Genomic DNA, 15,496 nt, shown 5'->3' with positions numbered 1-15,496 from the left:
AAAGGTTGAGAGACCCGACCCGGGTCAGCCGGACATTTCCCTAAGGAGAGATGGAAATATCAGCTTTTTTTGCCCCTTGCCCGTTTCACGTGCCTCTATAAAAGCACGCCCGGGACATTAAGACCTTAGCGGAACCCCAAGCCATGAACAAAAATCTGCGCTTCAGCCATAAAATCCTGCTTGCCGCCGCCCTCGTCGTCATCGCCGCCTTCGCCTCGTTCACTCTTTATAACGATTGGTTGCAACGCAACGCGATCCGCGATGACTTGAACAGCTACCTCGAAGAAATGGGCGAGGTCACTGCCGGTAATATCCAGACCTGGCTGACCGGTCGCATCCTGCTGATCGAAAACGCCGCCCAGAACATCGCCGCCAATCCGGAACCTGCCAACGTCGCCAGCCTGCTCGAGCAGAAAACCCTGACCTCGACGTTCATGGCCACCTACCTGGGTGATGCCACCGGCCATTTCACCATCCGTCCCGACACGAAAATGCCGGACGGTTTCGATCCGCGCGTTCGTCCCTGGTACAAGGGCGCCGAAAGCAGCAGCACCTCGACCCTGACCGAGCCGTACATCGATGCGGCAACCGGTCAACTGATCATTTCTATCGCCACCGCCTCGAAAAAGGCCGGCCAGAGCGTCGGCGTGGTCGGCGGTGATCTGAGCCTGCAATCGCTGGTCGACACCCTCGCCGCGCGGGATTTCGACGGCATGGGTTATGTGTTTCTGGTCAGCGCCGACGGCAAGATTCTCGTGCATCCGGACAAGGCCTTGGTGATGAAGTCACTCAAAGAAGCCTATCCGCAGGACACGCCGCGCATCAGCAGCGACTTCAGCGAAGTCAGCGTCGATGGCAAGACCCGCATCGTCACCTTCGCGCCGATCAAGGGTTTGCCCTCGGTGAACTGGTACATCGGCTTGTCGGTGGACAAGGATCAGGCGTTCGCGATGCTCAGCGAATTCCGTACCTCGGCGGTGATCGCGACGGTGATTGCCGTGGCGATCATTCTCGCGTTGCTGGGCATGCTGATCCGCATCCTGATTCAGCCGCTGCATGTCATGACCCGCGCCATGGAAGACATCGCCGACGGCGAAGGCGACCTGACCAAACGCCTGACCATCGTCAACCACGATGAATTTGGCGTGCTGGGCACTGCATTCAACCGTTTCGTCGAGCGTATTCACGGCTCGATCCGCGAAGTTTCGTCGGCCACCGGGCAAGTCAACGAAGTCGCCCTTCGGGTGGTCGCAGCCTCGAACTCGTCGATGTACAACTCCGATCAGCAGGCCTCGCGCACCAGCAGCGTGGCGGCAGCGATCAACCAGCTCGGCGCCGCCGCGCAGGAAATCGCCCGCAACGCCGCGCAGGCGTCGAATCAGGCCAGCGATGCGCGCGGTCTCGCCGAAGATGGCCAGCAAGTGGTCGAACGCAGCATTCAAGCAATGAACCGGCTGTCGAGCATGCTTAGTGCATCGAGCAGCAACATCGAGTCGCTGAACAGCAAAACCGTGAACATCGGGCAGATTCTCGAAGTGATCACCAGCATTTCCCAGCAGACCAACCTGCTGGCGCTCAACGCGGCAATTGAAGCGGCGCGCGCCGGCGAGGCTGGCCGTGGTTTCGCCGTGGTCGCCGATGAAGTGCGCAATCTGGCCCACCGCACCCAGGAATCGGCGCAGCAGGTGCAGACCATGATCGAGGAACTGCAAGTTGGCGCCCGTGAATCGGTGAGCACCATGAGCGACAGCCAGCGCCACAGCCAGGACAGTGTCGAGATCGCCAATCTCGCCGGCGAGCGCTTGAACAGCGTGACCCTGCGCATCAGTGAAATCGACGGCATGAACCAGTCGGTGGCGACCGCGACCGAGGAGCAGACCGCCGTGGTCGAGTCGATCAACGTCGACATCACCGAGATCAACACGCTGAACCAGGAAGGCGTGGAAAACCTGCACGCGACCTTGCGTGCCTGTTCGGATCTGGAGCAGCAGGCTGCGCGGCTGAAGCAGCTGGTGGGCAGCTTCAGGATCTGAAGATCAAGAGCCTCCCCCTCACCCCAGCCCTCTCCCCCAAGGGGGCGAGGGGAAAGGGAGCAGATCTTCAAGCTTTTCAAACCTGAGTTCGACTCGTACCGCCAGGTCGACTTGGATCAAACATCCAACGCGATCAGTCCCCTCTCCCTCCGGGAGAGGGTTAGGGTGAGGGCGCTCCTCAAACCCACCGCGCAATCCCGACCGAACATCCATTCTCGATAAAGGTCAACAAGGGAGAACCCAGCAGCGGAGGGATGATCACCGTGCATATCGCCGACATCACCATGTTCTACGCCCCGGCCAGCGGCGGCGTGCGGACTTATCTGGATGCCAAGCACCGTCGGTTGACGGGCAGATCCGGCATTCGCCACAGCCTGTTGATTCCCGGCGCCCGTTATGGCGAAAACGACGGCGTTTACAGCGTTCCGGCCCCTGCCCTGCCCTTCGGCAAGGGCTATCGCTTCCCGCTACGGCTGGCGCCATGGCGCAACGTCCTGCAGGATTTGCAGCCTGATCTGATCGAAGTCGGCGATCCGTACCTGACCGCTTGGGCGGCGCTGGATGCGCGGCGGCAGCTGGATGTGCCGGTGATCGGTTTTTATCACTCGGACCTGCCGCTGCTGGTCGGCAACCGCATGGGCCATTGGGTCACGCCGAATGTCGAGGCTTACGTAACCAAGCTCTACGGCAACTTCGACCGTGTGTTGGCCCCCAGCCAAGTGATGGCGGACAAGCTCACCGGGCTGGGCGTGCGCAACGTCTACGTGCAGCCGCTGGGCGTTGATCTGCAGACCTTCCATCCCGGCGCGTGCGAGCGCAATCTGCGTGCCGAACTGGGCATCGCCGAGGACACACGCCTGCTGATTTTCGCCGGGCGCGGCTCCAAGGAGAAGAATCTGCCGGTGCTGCTCAAATGCATGAAGCGCCTCGGCCCGCGTTATCACTTGCTGCTGGTCGGTTCGTCGATGCCGGCCATCGTCCCGGACAATGTCAGCGTCATTGACGAATTCTGCCCACCGGCGCGGGTAGCACAACTGATGGCCAGCGCCGACGCACTGGTGCATGCCGGTGACCAGGAAACTTTCGGTCTGGTAATCCTCGAAGCCATGGCCTGCGGCATTCCGGTGGTTGCCGTGGCCGCGGGAGCCTTCGAAGAAATCGTCGATGAATCCTGCGGCCTGCTCTGTGCGCCGAATAACCCGCAGGCAATGGCCAATGCCGTGCGCGAACTGTTCAGTCGCGGCTGCGCAAAACTTGGACGACAAGCGCGCCAGCACGTCGAGCAGCATTACGCCTGGGACAATGTGGTCGACAGTCTGCTCAGTCACTATCACGCCGTACTCGGCCACGCGATTCCCAGGGTGGCCAATGGCTGAATCGAACAATCGCCGCGCCGTACTGCTGGTCTTGCATGACGTGGCGCCGGAAACGTGGGCCGATTATCAGCCGTTTGTCGAAGCGGTCGATGCCATGGGCGCGGTGCCGATGACCTGGCTGGTGGTACCGGATTTTCATCGGCGCAATGCACTTGATGCGCACCCGGCGTTCCGCCGCTTGCTTGACAAGCGGCTGGCCCGGGGCGATGAACTGGCCCTGCACGGTTACTATCACGACGACCATGAGCCCGGCCCTAGAACACCGCGTGACTGGTTCATGCGTCGGGTCTACACCCACGAAGGCGAGTTTTATCGCTTGTCCCGCGAAACCGCCCTCTCCCGCTTGCATGCCGGTCTTGAGATCTTTCAACGTCGTGACTGGCCAGTGCACGGTTTCGTCGCCCCGGCGTGGCTGATGAGCGACGGCACGCGCCAGGCATTGCGTGAGTTGCCGTTGCAGTACACCAGCGATCCGCAGCATATTTATCGGTTGCCGGATTTCACCGCCATCGACGCACCGGGCTTGGTGTGGAGCGCGCGCAGTGCCTGGCGGCGTGGTTTGTCCAAAGTGCTCAGCGATCAACGCGAACAGCGCTGGCGTCAGGCGCCAGTGATTCGCCTGGGCCTGCACCCGGTGGACATGCGCCACCCCTTCTCGCGCACTTATTGGCTGCAAACCCTTGAACGCCTGCTGGCGGATGGACGCGAACCGCTGACCAAGGTCAACTGGCTCGCTCGACAACGTATGCAAATGGAAAGCGCCGCATGAAACGCAGCCTGTTATTGCTGATCGGCCTGCTCGTCGCGGTGCTGATTCCAGTCGTGCTCGGCGGTGGCGAAACCTGGGCGCGCCTGCAAAGCTTCCCGCTGCGCTGGTTGCTGCTGATGTTCGGCATGATTCTGCTCTGCTGGGGCATCAACACCCTGCGTTTGCGCTTGTTGCTGGGCGACCAGCGTGGCCAGGTGCCGCCGATCAAGAGCCTCGGCGTGGTCATGGCCGCAGAATTCGCCTACTGCGCCACCCCCGGCGGCAGCGGCGGACCGTTGACCATCATGGCCTTGCTGGCGCGCTTCGGTGTACGCCCGGCGCGCAGCAGTGCGGTGTTTGCCATGGATCAGCTCAGCGATCTGCTGTTCTTTCTCTGTGCCCTGACCGGCATCCTGATTTATGCGTTGTTCCAGCATCTGAGCGATCGTCTTGAGTGGCTGTTGATGCTCAGTGCAGTTTCGCTGTTTGGCGGGTTGTTCAGTTGTGTGCTGATTGCGCGTTATCACCGCGCATTGATTCGCCTCAGCGGGCGACTGCTGGCCGGCATGAACGTCACGGCGCGCACGCGACGGCGCTGGGCGCGCAAGTTATTGCATTTTCTCGCCGCGTTCACTGACACCCTGAAGTTGCCTTGGCAAACCCTGATCAAGGTCTTCGCCCTGACTTGCGTGCACTGGCTGCTGCGCTACAGCGTGCTGTATCTGGCGCTGCTCGGGCTGGGCGCGGACTTGCAGTGGGCGTGGAGCTTTCTGATACAGATGCTTTCGCTGGGCGCCGGGCAGTTCAGCCTGCTGCCGGGTGGCGCCGGGGCGGCGGAGTTGACGTCGGCCGCGCTGCTGGCGCCGATGGTGGGCAAATCCACCGCAGCGGCAGCGATCCTGATCTGGCGGGTGGTGACGTATTACTTCTATCTGTTGGTCGGTGGCCCGGTTTTCGTGTTGATGCTCGGCCGGCCGCTGCTGAAGAAGCTGATGAATGTCAGGCAGGCTTCTTAGCGTCGTCCTGGTGATCCTGAAGCTGCTCCCACAAGTCGGCGGCTCCGGGAAACTCCGTACCGTCGTCAGGGCTCATGTCCTCCGGGTCGTAGCGGCTCAAACAGCCTTCGCCCAAGGTCGCCGGGGCTTTGGAGGTGGCTTTGTCGAGTGGATCGCTCATCGGCTTGCTCCGAGTGGCTGGTATAAAAAAGGGCCTGAGCGATTCAACGCCCAGACCCTGTTTTTTTCAAGCCCGGGGGTTCGATCAGAACACCACCGTCTTGTTGCCGTGCACCAGCACGCGATCTTCGAGGTGATAGCGCAGGCCGCGGGCCAGGACCATCTTCTCGACGTCACGGCCGAAACGCACCATGTCTTCGATGCTGTCGCTGTGGCTGACGCGCACCACGTCCTGCTCGATGATCGGACCGGCGTCCAGCTCTTCGGTGACGTAGTGGCAGGTCGCACCGATCAGTTTCACGCCACGCAGCGAGGCCTGGTGATACGGCTTGGCGCCGACGAACGACGGCAGGAAGCTGTGGTGAATGTTGATGACCTTGTGTGCGTATTCGCGACACGACTCTGGCGGCAGGATCTGCATGTAGCGCGCCAGCACCACCACTTCGGCGTCGTGCTGCTTGACCAGCCGCGACACTTCGGCGAACGCCGGCTGCTTGTCCTGCGGATTGACCGGGACGTGGTAATAAGGAATGCCATGCCACTCGACCATGCTGCGCAGGTCGTCGTGGTTGGAAATCACACAGGAGATTTCGCAGTCCAGTTCGTCGCTGTGCCAGCGGTGCAGCAAGTCCGCCAGACAGTGGGACTCACGGCTGGCCATCAACACCACGCGCTTTTTCTGCTCAGTGTCGGTGATGCGCCAGTCCATCGAGAACTCTTCGGCGATCGGCGCAAACTTCTCGCGCAACTCTTCAATACCGAACGGCAGCGAGTCGGCACGAATTTCGTGACGCATGAAGAACCAGCCCACTTGATTGTCGGAGTGGTGGCTCGCTTCGGTGATCCAGCCGTTATGAGAGGCCAGGAAATTACTGACTTTGGCAACGATGCCAACGCGGTCCGGGCAAGAGATCACCAGACGAAAAGTGCGCATGAGGGGGAACTCCAGAACTTCGCAAAGGCCGCCATTCTAGCGACTGCGCGGGAAAACTGCAGTAGTGATCGGCACCAGGCCTCGCCACGGCGGGCGCTACGCCTTTAGTTGGCACTCAACGTCAACCACTCAAACGCTGAGGCGGCATTCGATCAGGCAACTGTGAATATCGGTGACGAGCCGATCACATTATTTAACGGAATATTCAAAAGTCGGCAGTTTCTCGTAACTAATTCAAATAAAAACCTTGGTTAAATGTTTACTTGATGAAACACCCTGACTATTATTGCGACACTGTCCCCCTGCCATTCAACACTTCACCAAGGTAGTAACCATGTCCCTGATCAACGAATATCGCGCCACCGAAGAAGCCATCAAAGAGCTGCAAGCTCGTTTGAAGAACCTGTCGCAAGACGACAAACTGCAAGCCGAGCTGGAATTCGAAGGCAAACTGCGCACCCTGATGGGCGAATACTCCAAATCCCTGCGCGACATCATCGCGCTGCTGGATCCGGAAGCAAAAACCAAGGCACCACGTGGCGGCGCAGTGAAAACTACCGGCACCAAGCGTGCACGCAAAGTTAAACAATACAAAAACCCGCACAACGGCGAAGTCATCGAAACCAAAGGTGGCAACCACAAGACTCTGAAAGAGTGGAAAGCCAAGTGGGGCGGTGACGTGGTTGAAGGCTGGGCTACCCTGCTGGGCTAAGCCGCAAGCTTTTCGCAGAGCAATCCGTGAAAAACAAACGCCAGCGAACGCTGGCGTTTTTTTATGCCTGGCATTTAAGCCCAGGCATGTTCGAATTCAAAGATCCAAACGTTTGCGCAATGCCTGGACATAATTTTGCCAGTCATTGAGTACCTCTCTCTGCAACGGTGTGGCATTAACTGCCCATTGCTCGGCGGCCTCGGTAAAAGATTGCACGGTATTCGGCGCGCCGTATTCAGGCAGGGTCAAACGCCGCTGGCAAAATATTCGCCAGCGTTGTTGCTCTTCGCCCGTCAGGGTCTCGGCAAAGTTGCGTGCGCGATATCGAAAGAGCAATTCGGGTAAACGTTCATCATCGAACGGCCATTGCTCTTGTGCCAGTTGAGCCGGGTCGGCATTTCGCACTTGCTCGCACAGGCGCCGATCGCGATCACCGATAAATCCGTCGTACAACTGTTGTTCCGGATCTTCGCTGGGAGTGAAATCTTCAGCGACATAAATCTCGGCAACTTTATCTTTCCAGACTTGTTGTGCGTCAGTTAGCCGCAGTGCGCGCTGTTGATACAAAGCCATGTCCAGGCCCAGACGCTGCTGATCTTCCGCACGCAACACTGCAAGCGGGGCCACCACCGGGCAACGGTTGACATGAATGAGCTTGAGCGGCACTGGCAACTCGCCCTCTGCCAGCTCGTCACGGCGTGTGTACAAACGCTGACGCAAGGTTTGCGCATCCAGATCCAGCAATCCCTGCGGGTCGAGATGCAAATCGCAGACGATCAGGGCGTTGCGGTTCTTTGGGTGCCAGGCCAGAGGCAGCACCACACCGACATAACTGCGCGCCGCCGAGAACCGCCCAGAGACGTGCACCAGCGGTTGCAGCAGGCGAATCTGGTCCATGACTTTCTGTTTGCTGCGCAACTGGAACAGCCAGTCATAGAGTTTCGGTTGTTTTTCGCGAATGAGCCTGGCCAGCGCAATGGTCGCGCGCACGTCCGACAAGGCTTCGTGAGCATGGCCGTGATCGATCTGGTTGGCGGCGGTCAGGCGTTCGAGCTTGAGCGTCACCCGCCCCTCGTCGTCGGTCGGCCAGACCAAGCCATCGGGGCGCAATGCATAGGCGGCGCGCACCACATCGATCAGGTCCCAACGACTGTTGCCGCCCTGCCATTCACGAGCGTAGGGGTCGAAGAAATTGCGGTACAGGCTGTAGCGGGTCATTTCGTCATCGAAACGCAGGGTGTTGTAGCCGGCGCCACAGGTGCCCGGTGCCGCCAGTTGCGCGTGCACGCGGGTCATGAAATCGGCTTCGCTCAAACCTTTTTCGGCAAGCTGGCCAGGCGTGATGCCGGTGATCGCGCACGCCGCCGGATGCGGCAGGATGTCGTCGCTCGGCTGGCAATAGAGGTTGACCGGCTCGTCGATTTCATTGAGTGCGTGGTCCGTGCGAATCCCGGCCACCTGCAACGGACGATCATTGCGCGGATTGATGCCAGTGGTTTCGTAGTCGTACCAGAAGATGGAAGTCACGGGCGGTCCCTGAACTGAAGATCGGCGAAGTCTAGGCGCTACCGGGTTGCCACGGCCAGCCTCGAAGCCCTCGAACAGTCATTTCTCCAGATTCCTACAGCTGCAAATGCGTTTCCCTGTGGGATTTTCAACCGGCGGCTTTTACATGCAGTGCAATACATAGTTATGTCGTTTTCCCCCGAGAGGCTGCTAGCATCGGCCTCACTTGCACCCGAACCGGCGAACATCAGGTAGCCCATGCTCGAGCCCACAGCACCGCCAAGGAAAGCACCGCTGGCCCCACCGCTGGATACGCGGCATCAGGTCGAAACGCCGGAGGGTATCGACCTGCCCTTGCGCCCGGCCGGGTTGCCGGTGCGCGCGGTGGCCTTCGCCATTGATCTGGCTTTGCGCGGGGTGATCATGGGCGTGTTGTTCATCGCATTGGCGTTTCTCGGCAAGCTCGGCATGGGCCTCGGTTCGCTGCTGCTGTTCGCTATAAGTTGGTGGTACATGGTGTTGTTTGAAGTGCTGCGACAAGGCCGCTCACCCGGCAAACAATGGATGGGTTTGCGTGTGGTGCACGACGACGGCACACCGGTGGGCTGGTCGGCCTCGCTACTGCGCAATCTGCTGCGCTTTGTCGATCTGCTGCCGTTCGGTTATTTCCTCGGCACCTTGAGTTGCCTGCATCACTCCACTTTCAAACGCCTCGGCGATATCGCCGCCGGCACGCTGGTGGTCTACAGCGAACGCCCACTGACCCGGCCGCAACTGCCCGAAGCCGAACCGCGGCGCACACCGGTCCCGCTGACTCTCAAGGAACAACGCGCGGTGTTGTCCTTTGCCGAACGCCAGAACGATCTGTCGCCGGCGCGGGTCAACGAACTTGCCGCACTATTGGCGCAGCCACTGCGTATTTCCGCCCCCAAAGCCGTCGCCGAACTCAACGGCATCGCCCGTGGCTTGTTGGGCCCGACATGAAGCAAAGCCTTTTCGAAAGCCGCCACAAGGTCGAGTGGGAGCGTTTTGCCATGGCACTCGAACGCCTCGAGCATGGCAAGGACACCACGCAAGTCAGCGGTTTCCCCAAGGCCTACCGCAGGCTTTGCCAACATTTGGCGCTGGCGCAAGAGCGCGGCTACAGCAGCTTTCTCATCGACTCGTTGCAGCAGCAAGTCCTGCGCGGGCATCAACAGCTCTACCGCCATCGCAGCCATCTCGGCGCCAATCTGCTGAGCTTTGTCCTTGCCGACTTTCCGCGACTGGTGCGTGCAGAATGGCGCTTCGTACTGGCTGCCGGCCTGCTGTTTTTCGGCAGTCTGATCGCCGTCGGTGTGCTGGTTTATGCGTTTCCAGAGTTGATCTATAGCCTGATTCCCGCCGATCAGGTGCGCGAAATGCAAGGCATGTACGACCCGGTCGCCGGTCACCTCGGCCGCCCCGTGGAACGCGCGGCCAGCGAAGACTGGGTGATGTTCGGTTATTACGTGATGCACAACATCGGCATTGCCTTTCAGACCTTCGCCAGCGGTCTGTTTCTCGGCGTGGGGAGTGCGTTTTTCCTCTTCTATAACGGCATGGTCATCGGGGCGGTGGCCGGGCACCTGAGCGACATCGGTTACGGCCAGACCTTCTGGTCGTTCGTCATCGCCCACGGTGCTTTCGAACTCACCGCCATTGCCCTGGCGGGTGCGGCGGGCCTGCGACTCGGCTGGGCCTTGATCGCCCCTGCGCGCCTGAGTCGCGGCGAAGCGCTGCAACGCGCGGCGCGCAAAAGCGTGTTGTTGGTGTGCGGCGTGATGATGTTCCTGTTGATCGCAGCCTTCATCGAAGCCTATTGGTCTTCTAAAACCAGCGTCACGCCGTCGACCAAATATCTGGTCGGTGCCGGGCTGTGGGCATTGGTCGCGGTTTACTTGACGTTTGCCGGGAGGACCCGTCATGCGCCTGAGTGACGCCACCGTTGAAATCCGCCCTCGCCCCACGTGGGAAGCCATGGACCTGGGCGTGCTCATGAGTCAGCAGCATCGGCGTTTGCTGATGACCAGTTGGGCGATCATCACGTTGCCGCTGTTCGTCCTGCTCAGCCTGTTGCTGTGGGATTCGCCATCGCTGGCAGTGTTCATCTTCTGGTGGCTGAAGCCCGCCTACGAAAGATTGCCGCTGTACATCCTTTCCAAAGCGCTGTTCGGCGAAACGCCGACGCTGCGCCAGGCGTTGCGTGAATGGCCGCGCCTGCTCAAGCCGCAACTGCTGGCCAGCCTGACCTGGCGTCGACTGAGTCTGAGCCGCAGTTTCCTGCTGCCGGTGCTGCAACTCGAAGGCCTCGACGGCAGCGCCCGCCAACAACGCCTGCAAGTGCTGCTGCAACGCAACGCCGGCGCCGCGCAATGGCTGACGATCATTGGCATGCATCTGGAAACGGCGTTGTGGATCGGCCTGATGGTGCTGTTCTATCTGTTACTGCCGCAGCAGATAGAAACCGATTGGGACTGGCAGGCGCTGATCCTTGCAGCGGATCATCAATGGCGCTGGCTGGAACACCTGACCAATGCCTTCTATGCACTGATACTGGTGGTGTGGGGGCCGGTGTATGTCGCGTGCGGCTTCAGCCTGTACCTGAACCGGCGCACGCAACTGGAGGCGTGGGATATCGAACTGGTATTTCGCCGTCTGCGCCAGCGGCTGAGCCATTCGGTGTTGGGGCTGTTGTTGGCGGTGTGTCTGGTGTTGCCGAATGTGCCGCCAGTCTGGGCTACCGCGCCGGATGACGATCCGCAGGCTCCACGCCTGTTGAATCAGCCGCTGACCAGTCAGGCCTCGCAAGAAAGCATCAAGGCATTACTCGAACAACCGCCGTTCAAGCACAAGGAATCCGTCACCCGCTATCGCTTCGGCAACGACCCGGCGGCACCGGCCAAAGGCTCGGAATTCGGCGAGGCACCGCAGTGGCTGAAAACCCTGCTGGGCTGGCTCGACGGGCAGCACCTTAATGGTTTGGCAAAACTCATTGAGGTGTTGTTATGGGCTACGGTCATTGCGCTGAGCGGCTGGCTGGTCTGGCGCTATCGCGACTTTCTGCAAGCTTTTGTCAGCCGTCGCCCGCGCCTGCCAGCCAGGCCCAAACGCACAGTGCCACAGCAGGCCTTCGGTCTGGATGTACACCGCGACAGTCTGCCCGACGACATCGCCGCCAGCGCTGAACAACTCTGGCAAAGCCAACCGCGCGCCGCGTTGAGCCTGCTCTATCGCGGCTTGCTCAGTCACCTGCTACACGACTTTGATCTGCAACTGAAAGCCGCCGACACCGAAAATCAGGTACTGGCACAAGTCGAGCAATTGCAGCGTCCGCAATTGCTCGCCTTCAGCCGCAGCCTGACTGCTCACTGGCAGAACATGGCTTACGGACATCGGGTGCCGACAGCGTCTGCGCGGCAGGAATTGTGCGATGGCTGGCGCGCTCTGTTCGGCAAGGAGACGGCCCGTTGAGTCGCCGCACATTGGGCTGGGTAGGCGTGCTGCTCGTCGCTTTACTGAGCGCGTTGGTCGTTTTTCTGTACATCAAAGCCACGCCGTATCAGGAAGAGATCGATCACGGCCCCTCGCCCGCTGCGCAAGCCAATCCGTATCTCGCGGCCGAACTGTTTTTGCGTGAACGTGGCCTCAATATCAGCCACGCTGAAAGCCTCGCCTTACTTCCCGACATCGACCCGCACCAACATACGCTGCTGTTGCTCAACGATCGCTCGCGGATGACGCCGCGTCAGGTCGATCAGGTATTGAACTGGACCCGCGCCGGCGGGCGCCTGGTGTTCGTCGCCGAATCGCTGTGGGACGAACAGAGCAAACAGAGCAACGACCTGCTGCTCGATCGGGTGCGATTGCATCAGTCCCTCAGCAAGGATCTGAAAGACGTACCCGCAGACGTTGAACCCGACCGTTTCCCGCACCTGACCAAACTCTATCTTGAAGACGAAGACGCACCAGCCTACGCCGGCTTCGATACCGACTTCCACCTCGACGATCCGAAAAATCTCGCGCAAGCCTGGGCCAACAGCGCCAAGGCTACGCACATGATGCAATTGCCTCACGGCCTCGGCTCGATCACCGTGGTGACCGACGCCGAGCTGTGGAAAACCGATGCCATCGCCGATTACGACAACGCCTGGCTGCTCTGGTATCTGAGCGCCGACACCGACGTCACGCTGGTCTACAACAGCGAACACGACGGTTTGCTGACCTTGCTTTGGCGCTTCTTTCCGCAAGCACTCGTCGCCCTGCTCGTCTTGATCGTCCTGTGGTTATGGCACGTCGGCATGCGTCATGGCCCGGTTCAGGCGCCAGCCTCGAGCGGGCGTCGACAGTTGCAGGAGCATTTGCGCGCCAGTGCCGACTTCCTGCTGCGCCACAACGGCCAGCAGGCGCTGCTGCAAGCCTTGCAACAAGACGTGCTGCGCCGCGCGCGCCGCCGCCATCCCGGCTTCGACCAATTGAACGTTGCCGAACAATGGCTGGCCTTGTCGCGCCTGACCCGGCAACCCACCCGCGCCATCAGCCAGGCCCTGAGCCCGACACCGAAGCGGCGCCTGTCCAGCGCTGAGTTCTGCCGCCGGGTCGCCCACCTGCAAACCTTGAGGAACACGCTATGACTGAACAGATCGAGCCCGGCAGCGTCAGCCACGCCGCGCAGCAACGCCAGCGTGCCAGCCAGTTGGCACAGGCGGTGCGCGGCGAATTGCGCAAAGCGCTGATCGGTCAGCATCAGGTGATCGACGACGTGCTGACGGCGCTGATTGCCGGCGGCCATGTCTTGCTCGAAGGTGTGCCGGGGCTGGGCAAGACCCTGCTGGTGCGCGCTCTGGCCCGCTGCTTCGGCGGCGAGTTCGCGCGCATTCAATTCACCCCCGACCTGATGCCCAGCGACGTTACCGGCCATGCCGTGTACGACCTGCAAACCGAGCAGTTCAAGCTGCGCAAAGGCCCGTTGTTCACCAACCTGTTGCTGGCCGACGAGATCAATCGGGCTCCGGCGAAAACCCAGGCGGCGTTGCTCGAAGCGATGCAGGAACGGCAAGTCACCCTCGAAGGTCGTGCCCTGCCGATTGCGCAACCGTTCATGGTGATGGCCACGCAAAACCCGATTGAGCAGGAAGGCACCTATCCCCTGCCGGAAGCCGAACTCGACCGGTTCATGCTCAAGGTACGCATGGACTATCCCGACGCCGAGCAGGAACTGGACATGGTTCGTCAGGTCAGCCGCTCGACCCGCGCTGACATGCTCGACGTGCAACCGCTGCGCACCGTGTTGCAGGCCAAGGATGTGCAAGCCTTGCAGCGCATCGCCAGTGATTTGCCGCTGGACGATCAGGTCCTCGATTACGCCGTGCGACTGGCGCGCAACACGCGCACCTGGCCGGGGCTGACCCTCGGCGCCGGGCCGCGCGCGTCGATTGCGCTGGTACGTTGCGCCCGCGCACGCGCCCTGTTACGCGGTGGCGATTTCGTGATTCCTGATGACATCAAAGGCTGTGCCCTGGCTGTGCTGCGCCATCGCGTGCGCCTTGCGCCGGAGCTGGATATCGAAGGCCTGCAGGTCGATCAGGTGCTGACGCAATTGCTCGACCAAGTGCCGGCGCCGCGCCTGTGAAACCTTCACGACTGCTGCTGGGCTGGGTCGCAGCGCTGCTGGTCATTGGCATCACGCTGGGCACATTGCAGGCTCTGGAAGTCTCCGTCCCGGCGAGCCTGATCTCGATCAACTGGGGCTTGCTGCTGGCGCTGTTGGCTCTGGCGCTGCTGGATGCGCTGCGCCTCAAGCGCCTGCCGCAGGTCCGGATCAGCAGGCAAATGCCGGGCAGTCTCGCGCTCGGGCGTTGGGCCGAAGTACCGCTCAAGGTTGAACATGACTTCGGCGCGCCGCTGAGCATTCAAATTTTCGACCATTTGCCGGATGGCCTGAACTTCGACCATTTGCCGCTGGCGGTTGAGCTGCAACCCGGCCGATTCAGCCAGATCAACTACCGCCTGCGTCCGTTGAAGCGCGGGCATTTCATTTTTGAACGCTGCGAAATCAATCTGCCGAGTCCGTTGGGATTATGGACAGGCAAGCGCCTGCTCGATGTCAGCGACCAGACCCGCGTCTACCCAGACTTCGCCCGGCTCTACGGCGGTGAACTGCTGGCCGTGGACAACTGGCTCAGCCAGCTCGGTGTACGCCAACGGCAACGCCGCGGCCAAGGCCTGGAGTTTCACCAATTGCGCGAATTTCGCGAAGGCGACAGCCTGCGCCAGATCGACTGGAAAGCCACCGCCCGCCAACGCACGCCGATCGCTCGCGAGTATCAGGACGAACGTGATCAGCAGATCATTTTCATGCTCGACTGCGGCCGGCGCATGCGCAGTCAGGATGATGACCTATCGCACTTTGACCATGCGCTTAATGCCTGCCTGCTGCTCAGTTACGTGGCCCTGCGTCAGGGCGACGCGGTGGGGTTATGCACGTTTGCCGGGGATCAGCGTTATGTAGCGCCGGTCAAAGGCAGCGGACAGCTGAACGTTTTGCTCAATGCGGTTTATGACCTGGAAAGCACTCAGCGCCCGGCTGATTACCAGGCGGCGGTGAACCAGCTGCTGGCTCGACAAAAGCGCCGGGCGCTGGTGGTGCTGGTGACCAATTTACGTGATGAAGATGATGAAGAATTGCTCGGTGCGGTCAAACGCCTGAGCGCTCGACACAGAGTGCTGGTGGCCAGCCTGCGCGAGGATACGCTGGATGCGCTGCGCAACACGCCAGTGCAAACGTTGCCCGAGGCGTTGGCTTACTGCGGGGCGGTGAGTTATCTGAATCAGCGAGGCGAACTCCATGAGCAGTTGAGTGCTCATGGAGTTGCGGTGGTGGATGTTCGGCCTTTGGAACTTGGCGCTGAACTGTTGCCAGCGTACTACGCGCTTAAAAGAGCCGGAGGTTTTTAACGGAAAACGCGTCCCCCGAATGGAAGTAACCAGCCAT

The 15,496-nt window shown here is 60.7% G+C and carries 14 protein-coding genes and 1 pseudogene; 12 read left to right on the top strand and 3 right to left on the bottom strand.

Translation table 11 applies throughout. The annotated features are described in order from the left end of the window. Positions 1-143 precede the first annotated feature (143 nt). From BLU24_RS28165 to BLU24_RS07750, 5 genes and pseudogenes are all read left to right on the top strand, one after another. A pseudogene (locus tag BLU24_RS28165) lies at positions 144-1,127 on the top strand (HAMP domain-containing protein); the annotation flags it as partial. Between the two features lie 141 nt (positions 1,128-1,268). After that, a complete protein-coding gene (locus BLU24_RS28160; RefSeq protein ID WP_442965781.1) occupies positions 1,269-2,033 on the top strand; it encodes a methyl-accepting chemotaxis protein in 765 nt (254 codons plus the stop codon). 254 nt (positions 2,034-2,287) lie between these two features. Further along, positions 2,288-3,409 carry a glycosyltransferase family 4 protein gene (locus BLU24_RS07760; protein WP_172833248.1) on the top strand — a complete coding sequence of 374 codons (1,122 nt, stop codon included), beginning with the start codon at positions 2,288-2,290 and terminating at the stop codon, positions 3,407-3,409. After that, positions 3,402-4,178, top strand: coding sequence for a DUF2334 domain-containing protein (locus BLU24_RS07755; RefSeq protein ID WP_093098939.1), 777 nt, complete (start codon positions 3,402-3,404; stop codon positions 4,176-4,178). The genes BLU24_RS07760 and BLU24_RS07755 overlap by 8 nt, the downstream gene beginning before the upstream one ends. Next, complete coding sequence (locus BLU24_RS07750) at positions 4,175-5,173, top strand: lysylphosphatidylglycerol synthase transmembrane domain-containing protein (RefSeq protein ID WP_093098936.1); 999 nt, start codon at positions 4,175-4,177, stop codon at positions 5,171-5,173. The genes BLU24_RS07755 and BLU24_RS07750 overlap by 4 nt, the downstream gene beginning before the upstream one ends. On the opposite strand, the gene BLU24_RS27755 is transcribed toward BLU24_RS07750, so the two are convergent. Both BLU24_RS27755 and purU read right to left on the bottom strand, forming a co-directional pair. Continuing rightward, a complete protein-coding gene (locus BLU24_RS27755; RefSeq protein ID WP_172833247.1) occupies positions 5,157-5,333 on the bottom strand; it encodes a hypothetical protein in 177 nt (58 codons plus the stop codon). The genes BLU24_RS07750 and BLU24_RS27755 overlap by 17 nt on opposite strands. Before the next feature lie 84 nt (positions 5,334-5,417). Further along, positions 5,418-6,266: a formyltetrahydrofolate deformylase gene (gene purU, locus BLU24_RS07745; protein WP_093098933.1), complete on the bottom strand. Its 849-nt coding sequence runs from the start codon at positions 6,264-6,266 to the stop codon at positions 5,418-5,420. A gap of 334 nt (positions 6,267-6,600) precedes the next feature. Between purU and mvaT the strand changes: the two genes are divergently transcribed. Further along, positions 6,601-6,978 (top strand): histone-like nucleoid-structuring protein MvaT, encoded by a 378-nt coding sequence (mvaT, locus tag BLU24_RS07740; protein WP_085689457.1) that lies wholly within the window; start codon positions 6,601-6,603, stop codon positions 6,976-6,978. A 96-nt stretch (positions 6,979-7,074) separates the two neighbouring features. Here the strand turns inward: mvaT and sbcB are convergent, their stop codons facing one another. After that, complete coding sequence (gene sbcB, locus BLU24_RS07735; RefSeq protein WP_093098931.1) at positions 7,075-8,505, bottom strand: exodeoxyribonuclease I; 1,431 nt, start codon at positions 8,503-8,505, stop codon at positions 7,075-7,077. A gap of 237 nt (positions 8,506-8,742) precedes the next feature. Between sbcB and BLU24_RS07730 the strand changes: the two genes are divergently transcribed. The 6 genes from BLU24_RS07730 to BLU24_RS07705 are packed head-to-tail and all read left to right on the top strand — an operon-like array spanning position 8,743 to position 15,459. Continuing rightward, the gene (locus BLU24_RS07730; protein ID WP_093098928.1) at positions 8,743-9,468 is read left to right on the top strand and encodes an RDD family protein; all 726 of its coding nucleotides are present in this window, start codon (positions 8,743-8,745) and stop codon (positions 9,466-9,468) included. Next, the gene (locus BLU24_RS07725; RefSeq protein WP_093098925.1) at positions 9,465-10,442 is read left to right on the top strand and encodes a stage II sporulation protein M; all 978 of its coding nucleotides are present in this window, start codon (positions 9,465-9,467) and stop codon (positions 10,440-10,442) included. Before BLU24_RS07730 ends, BLU24_RS07725 begins: the two co-directional genes overlap by 4 nt. After that, the gene (locus tag BLU24_RS07720) at positions 10,429-11,976 is read left to right on the top strand and encodes a DUF4129 domain-containing protein (RefSeq protein ID WP_093098922.1); all 1,548 of its coding nucleotides are present in this window, start codon (positions 10,429-10,431) and stop codon (positions 11,974-11,976) included. Before BLU24_RS07725 ends, BLU24_RS07720 begins: the two co-directional genes overlap by 14 nt. Continuing rightward, the gene (locus BLU24_RS07715; protein WP_093098919.1) at positions 11,973-13,136 is read left to right on the top strand and encodes a DUF4350 domain-containing protein; all 1,164 of its coding nucleotides are present in this window, start codon (positions 11,973-11,975) and stop codon (positions 13,134-13,136) included. The genes BLU24_RS07720 and BLU24_RS07715 overlap by 4 nt, the downstream gene beginning before the upstream one ends. Beyond that, complete coding sequence (locus tag BLU24_RS07710; protein WP_093098916.1) at positions 13,133-14,134, top strand: AAA family ATPase; 1,002 nt, start codon at positions 13,133-13,135, stop codon at positions 14,132-14,134. Before BLU24_RS07715 ends, BLU24_RS07710 begins: the two co-directional genes overlap by 4 nt. Then, positions 14,131-15,459, top strand: coding sequence for a DUF58 domain-containing protein (locus tag BLU24_RS07705; protein WP_093098913.1), 1,329 nt, complete (start codon positions 14,131-14,133; stop codon positions 15,457-15,459). Before BLU24_RS07710 ends, BLU24_RS07705 begins: the two co-directional genes overlap by 4 nt. Positions 15,460-15,496 lie beyond the last annotated feature (37 nt).

It is taken from the genome of Pseudomonas sp. Z003-0.4C(8344-21) (assembly GCF_900104975.1).
Taxonomy (GTDB): Bacteria; Pseudomonadota; Gammaproteobacteria; order Pseudomonadales; family Pseudomonadaceae; genus Aquipseudomonas; species Aquipseudomonas granadensis.
This window is presented reverse-complemented; position numbering and strand designations above follow the sequence as displayed.

Coding starts and splice junctions, on each gene's coding strand:
- BLU24_RS07750 (WP_093098936.1), top strand. CDS start 4,175: ATGAAACGCAGCCTGTTATTGCTGATCGGCCTGCTCGTCGCGGTGCTG.
- purU (WP_093098933.1), bottom strand. CDS start 6,266: ATGCGCACTTTTCGTCTGGTGATCTCTTGCCCGGACCGCGTTGGCATC.
- BLU24_RS07755 (WP_093098939.1), top strand. CDS start 3,402: ATGGCTGAATCGAACAATCGCCGCGCCGTACTGCTGGTCTTGCATGAC.
- BLU24_RS07710 (WP_093098916.1), top strand. CDS start 13,133: ATGACTGAACAGATCGAGCCCGGCAGCGTCAGCCACGCCGCGCAGCAA.
- BLU24_RS28160 (WP_442965781.1), top strand. CDS start 1,269: ATGTACAACTCCGATCAGCAGGCCTCGCGCACCAGCAGCGTGGCGGCA.
- BLU24_RS07760 (WP_172833248.1), top strand. CDS start 2,288: ATGATCACCGTGCATATCGCCGACATCACCATGTTCTACGCCCCGGCC.
- mvaT (WP_085689457.1), top strand. CDS start 6,601: ATGTCCCTGATCAACGAATATCGCGCCACCGAAGAAGCCATCAAAGAG.
- BLU24_RS07730 (WP_093098928.1), top strand. CDS start 8,743: ATGCTCGAGCCCACAGCACCGCCAAGGAAAGCACCGCTGGCCCCACCG.
- BLU24_RS07725 (WP_093098925.1), top strand. CDS start 9,465: ATGAAGCAAAGCCTTTTCGAAAGCCGCCACAAGGTCGAGTGGGAGCGT.
- BLU24_RS27755 (WP_172833247.1), bottom strand. CDS start 5,333: ATGAGCGATCCACTCGACAAAGCCACCTCCAAAGCCCCGGCGACCTTG.
- BLU24_RS07720 (WP_093098922.1), top strand. CDS start 10,429: ATGCGCCTGAGTGACGCCACCGTTGAAATCCGCCCTCGCCCCACGTGG.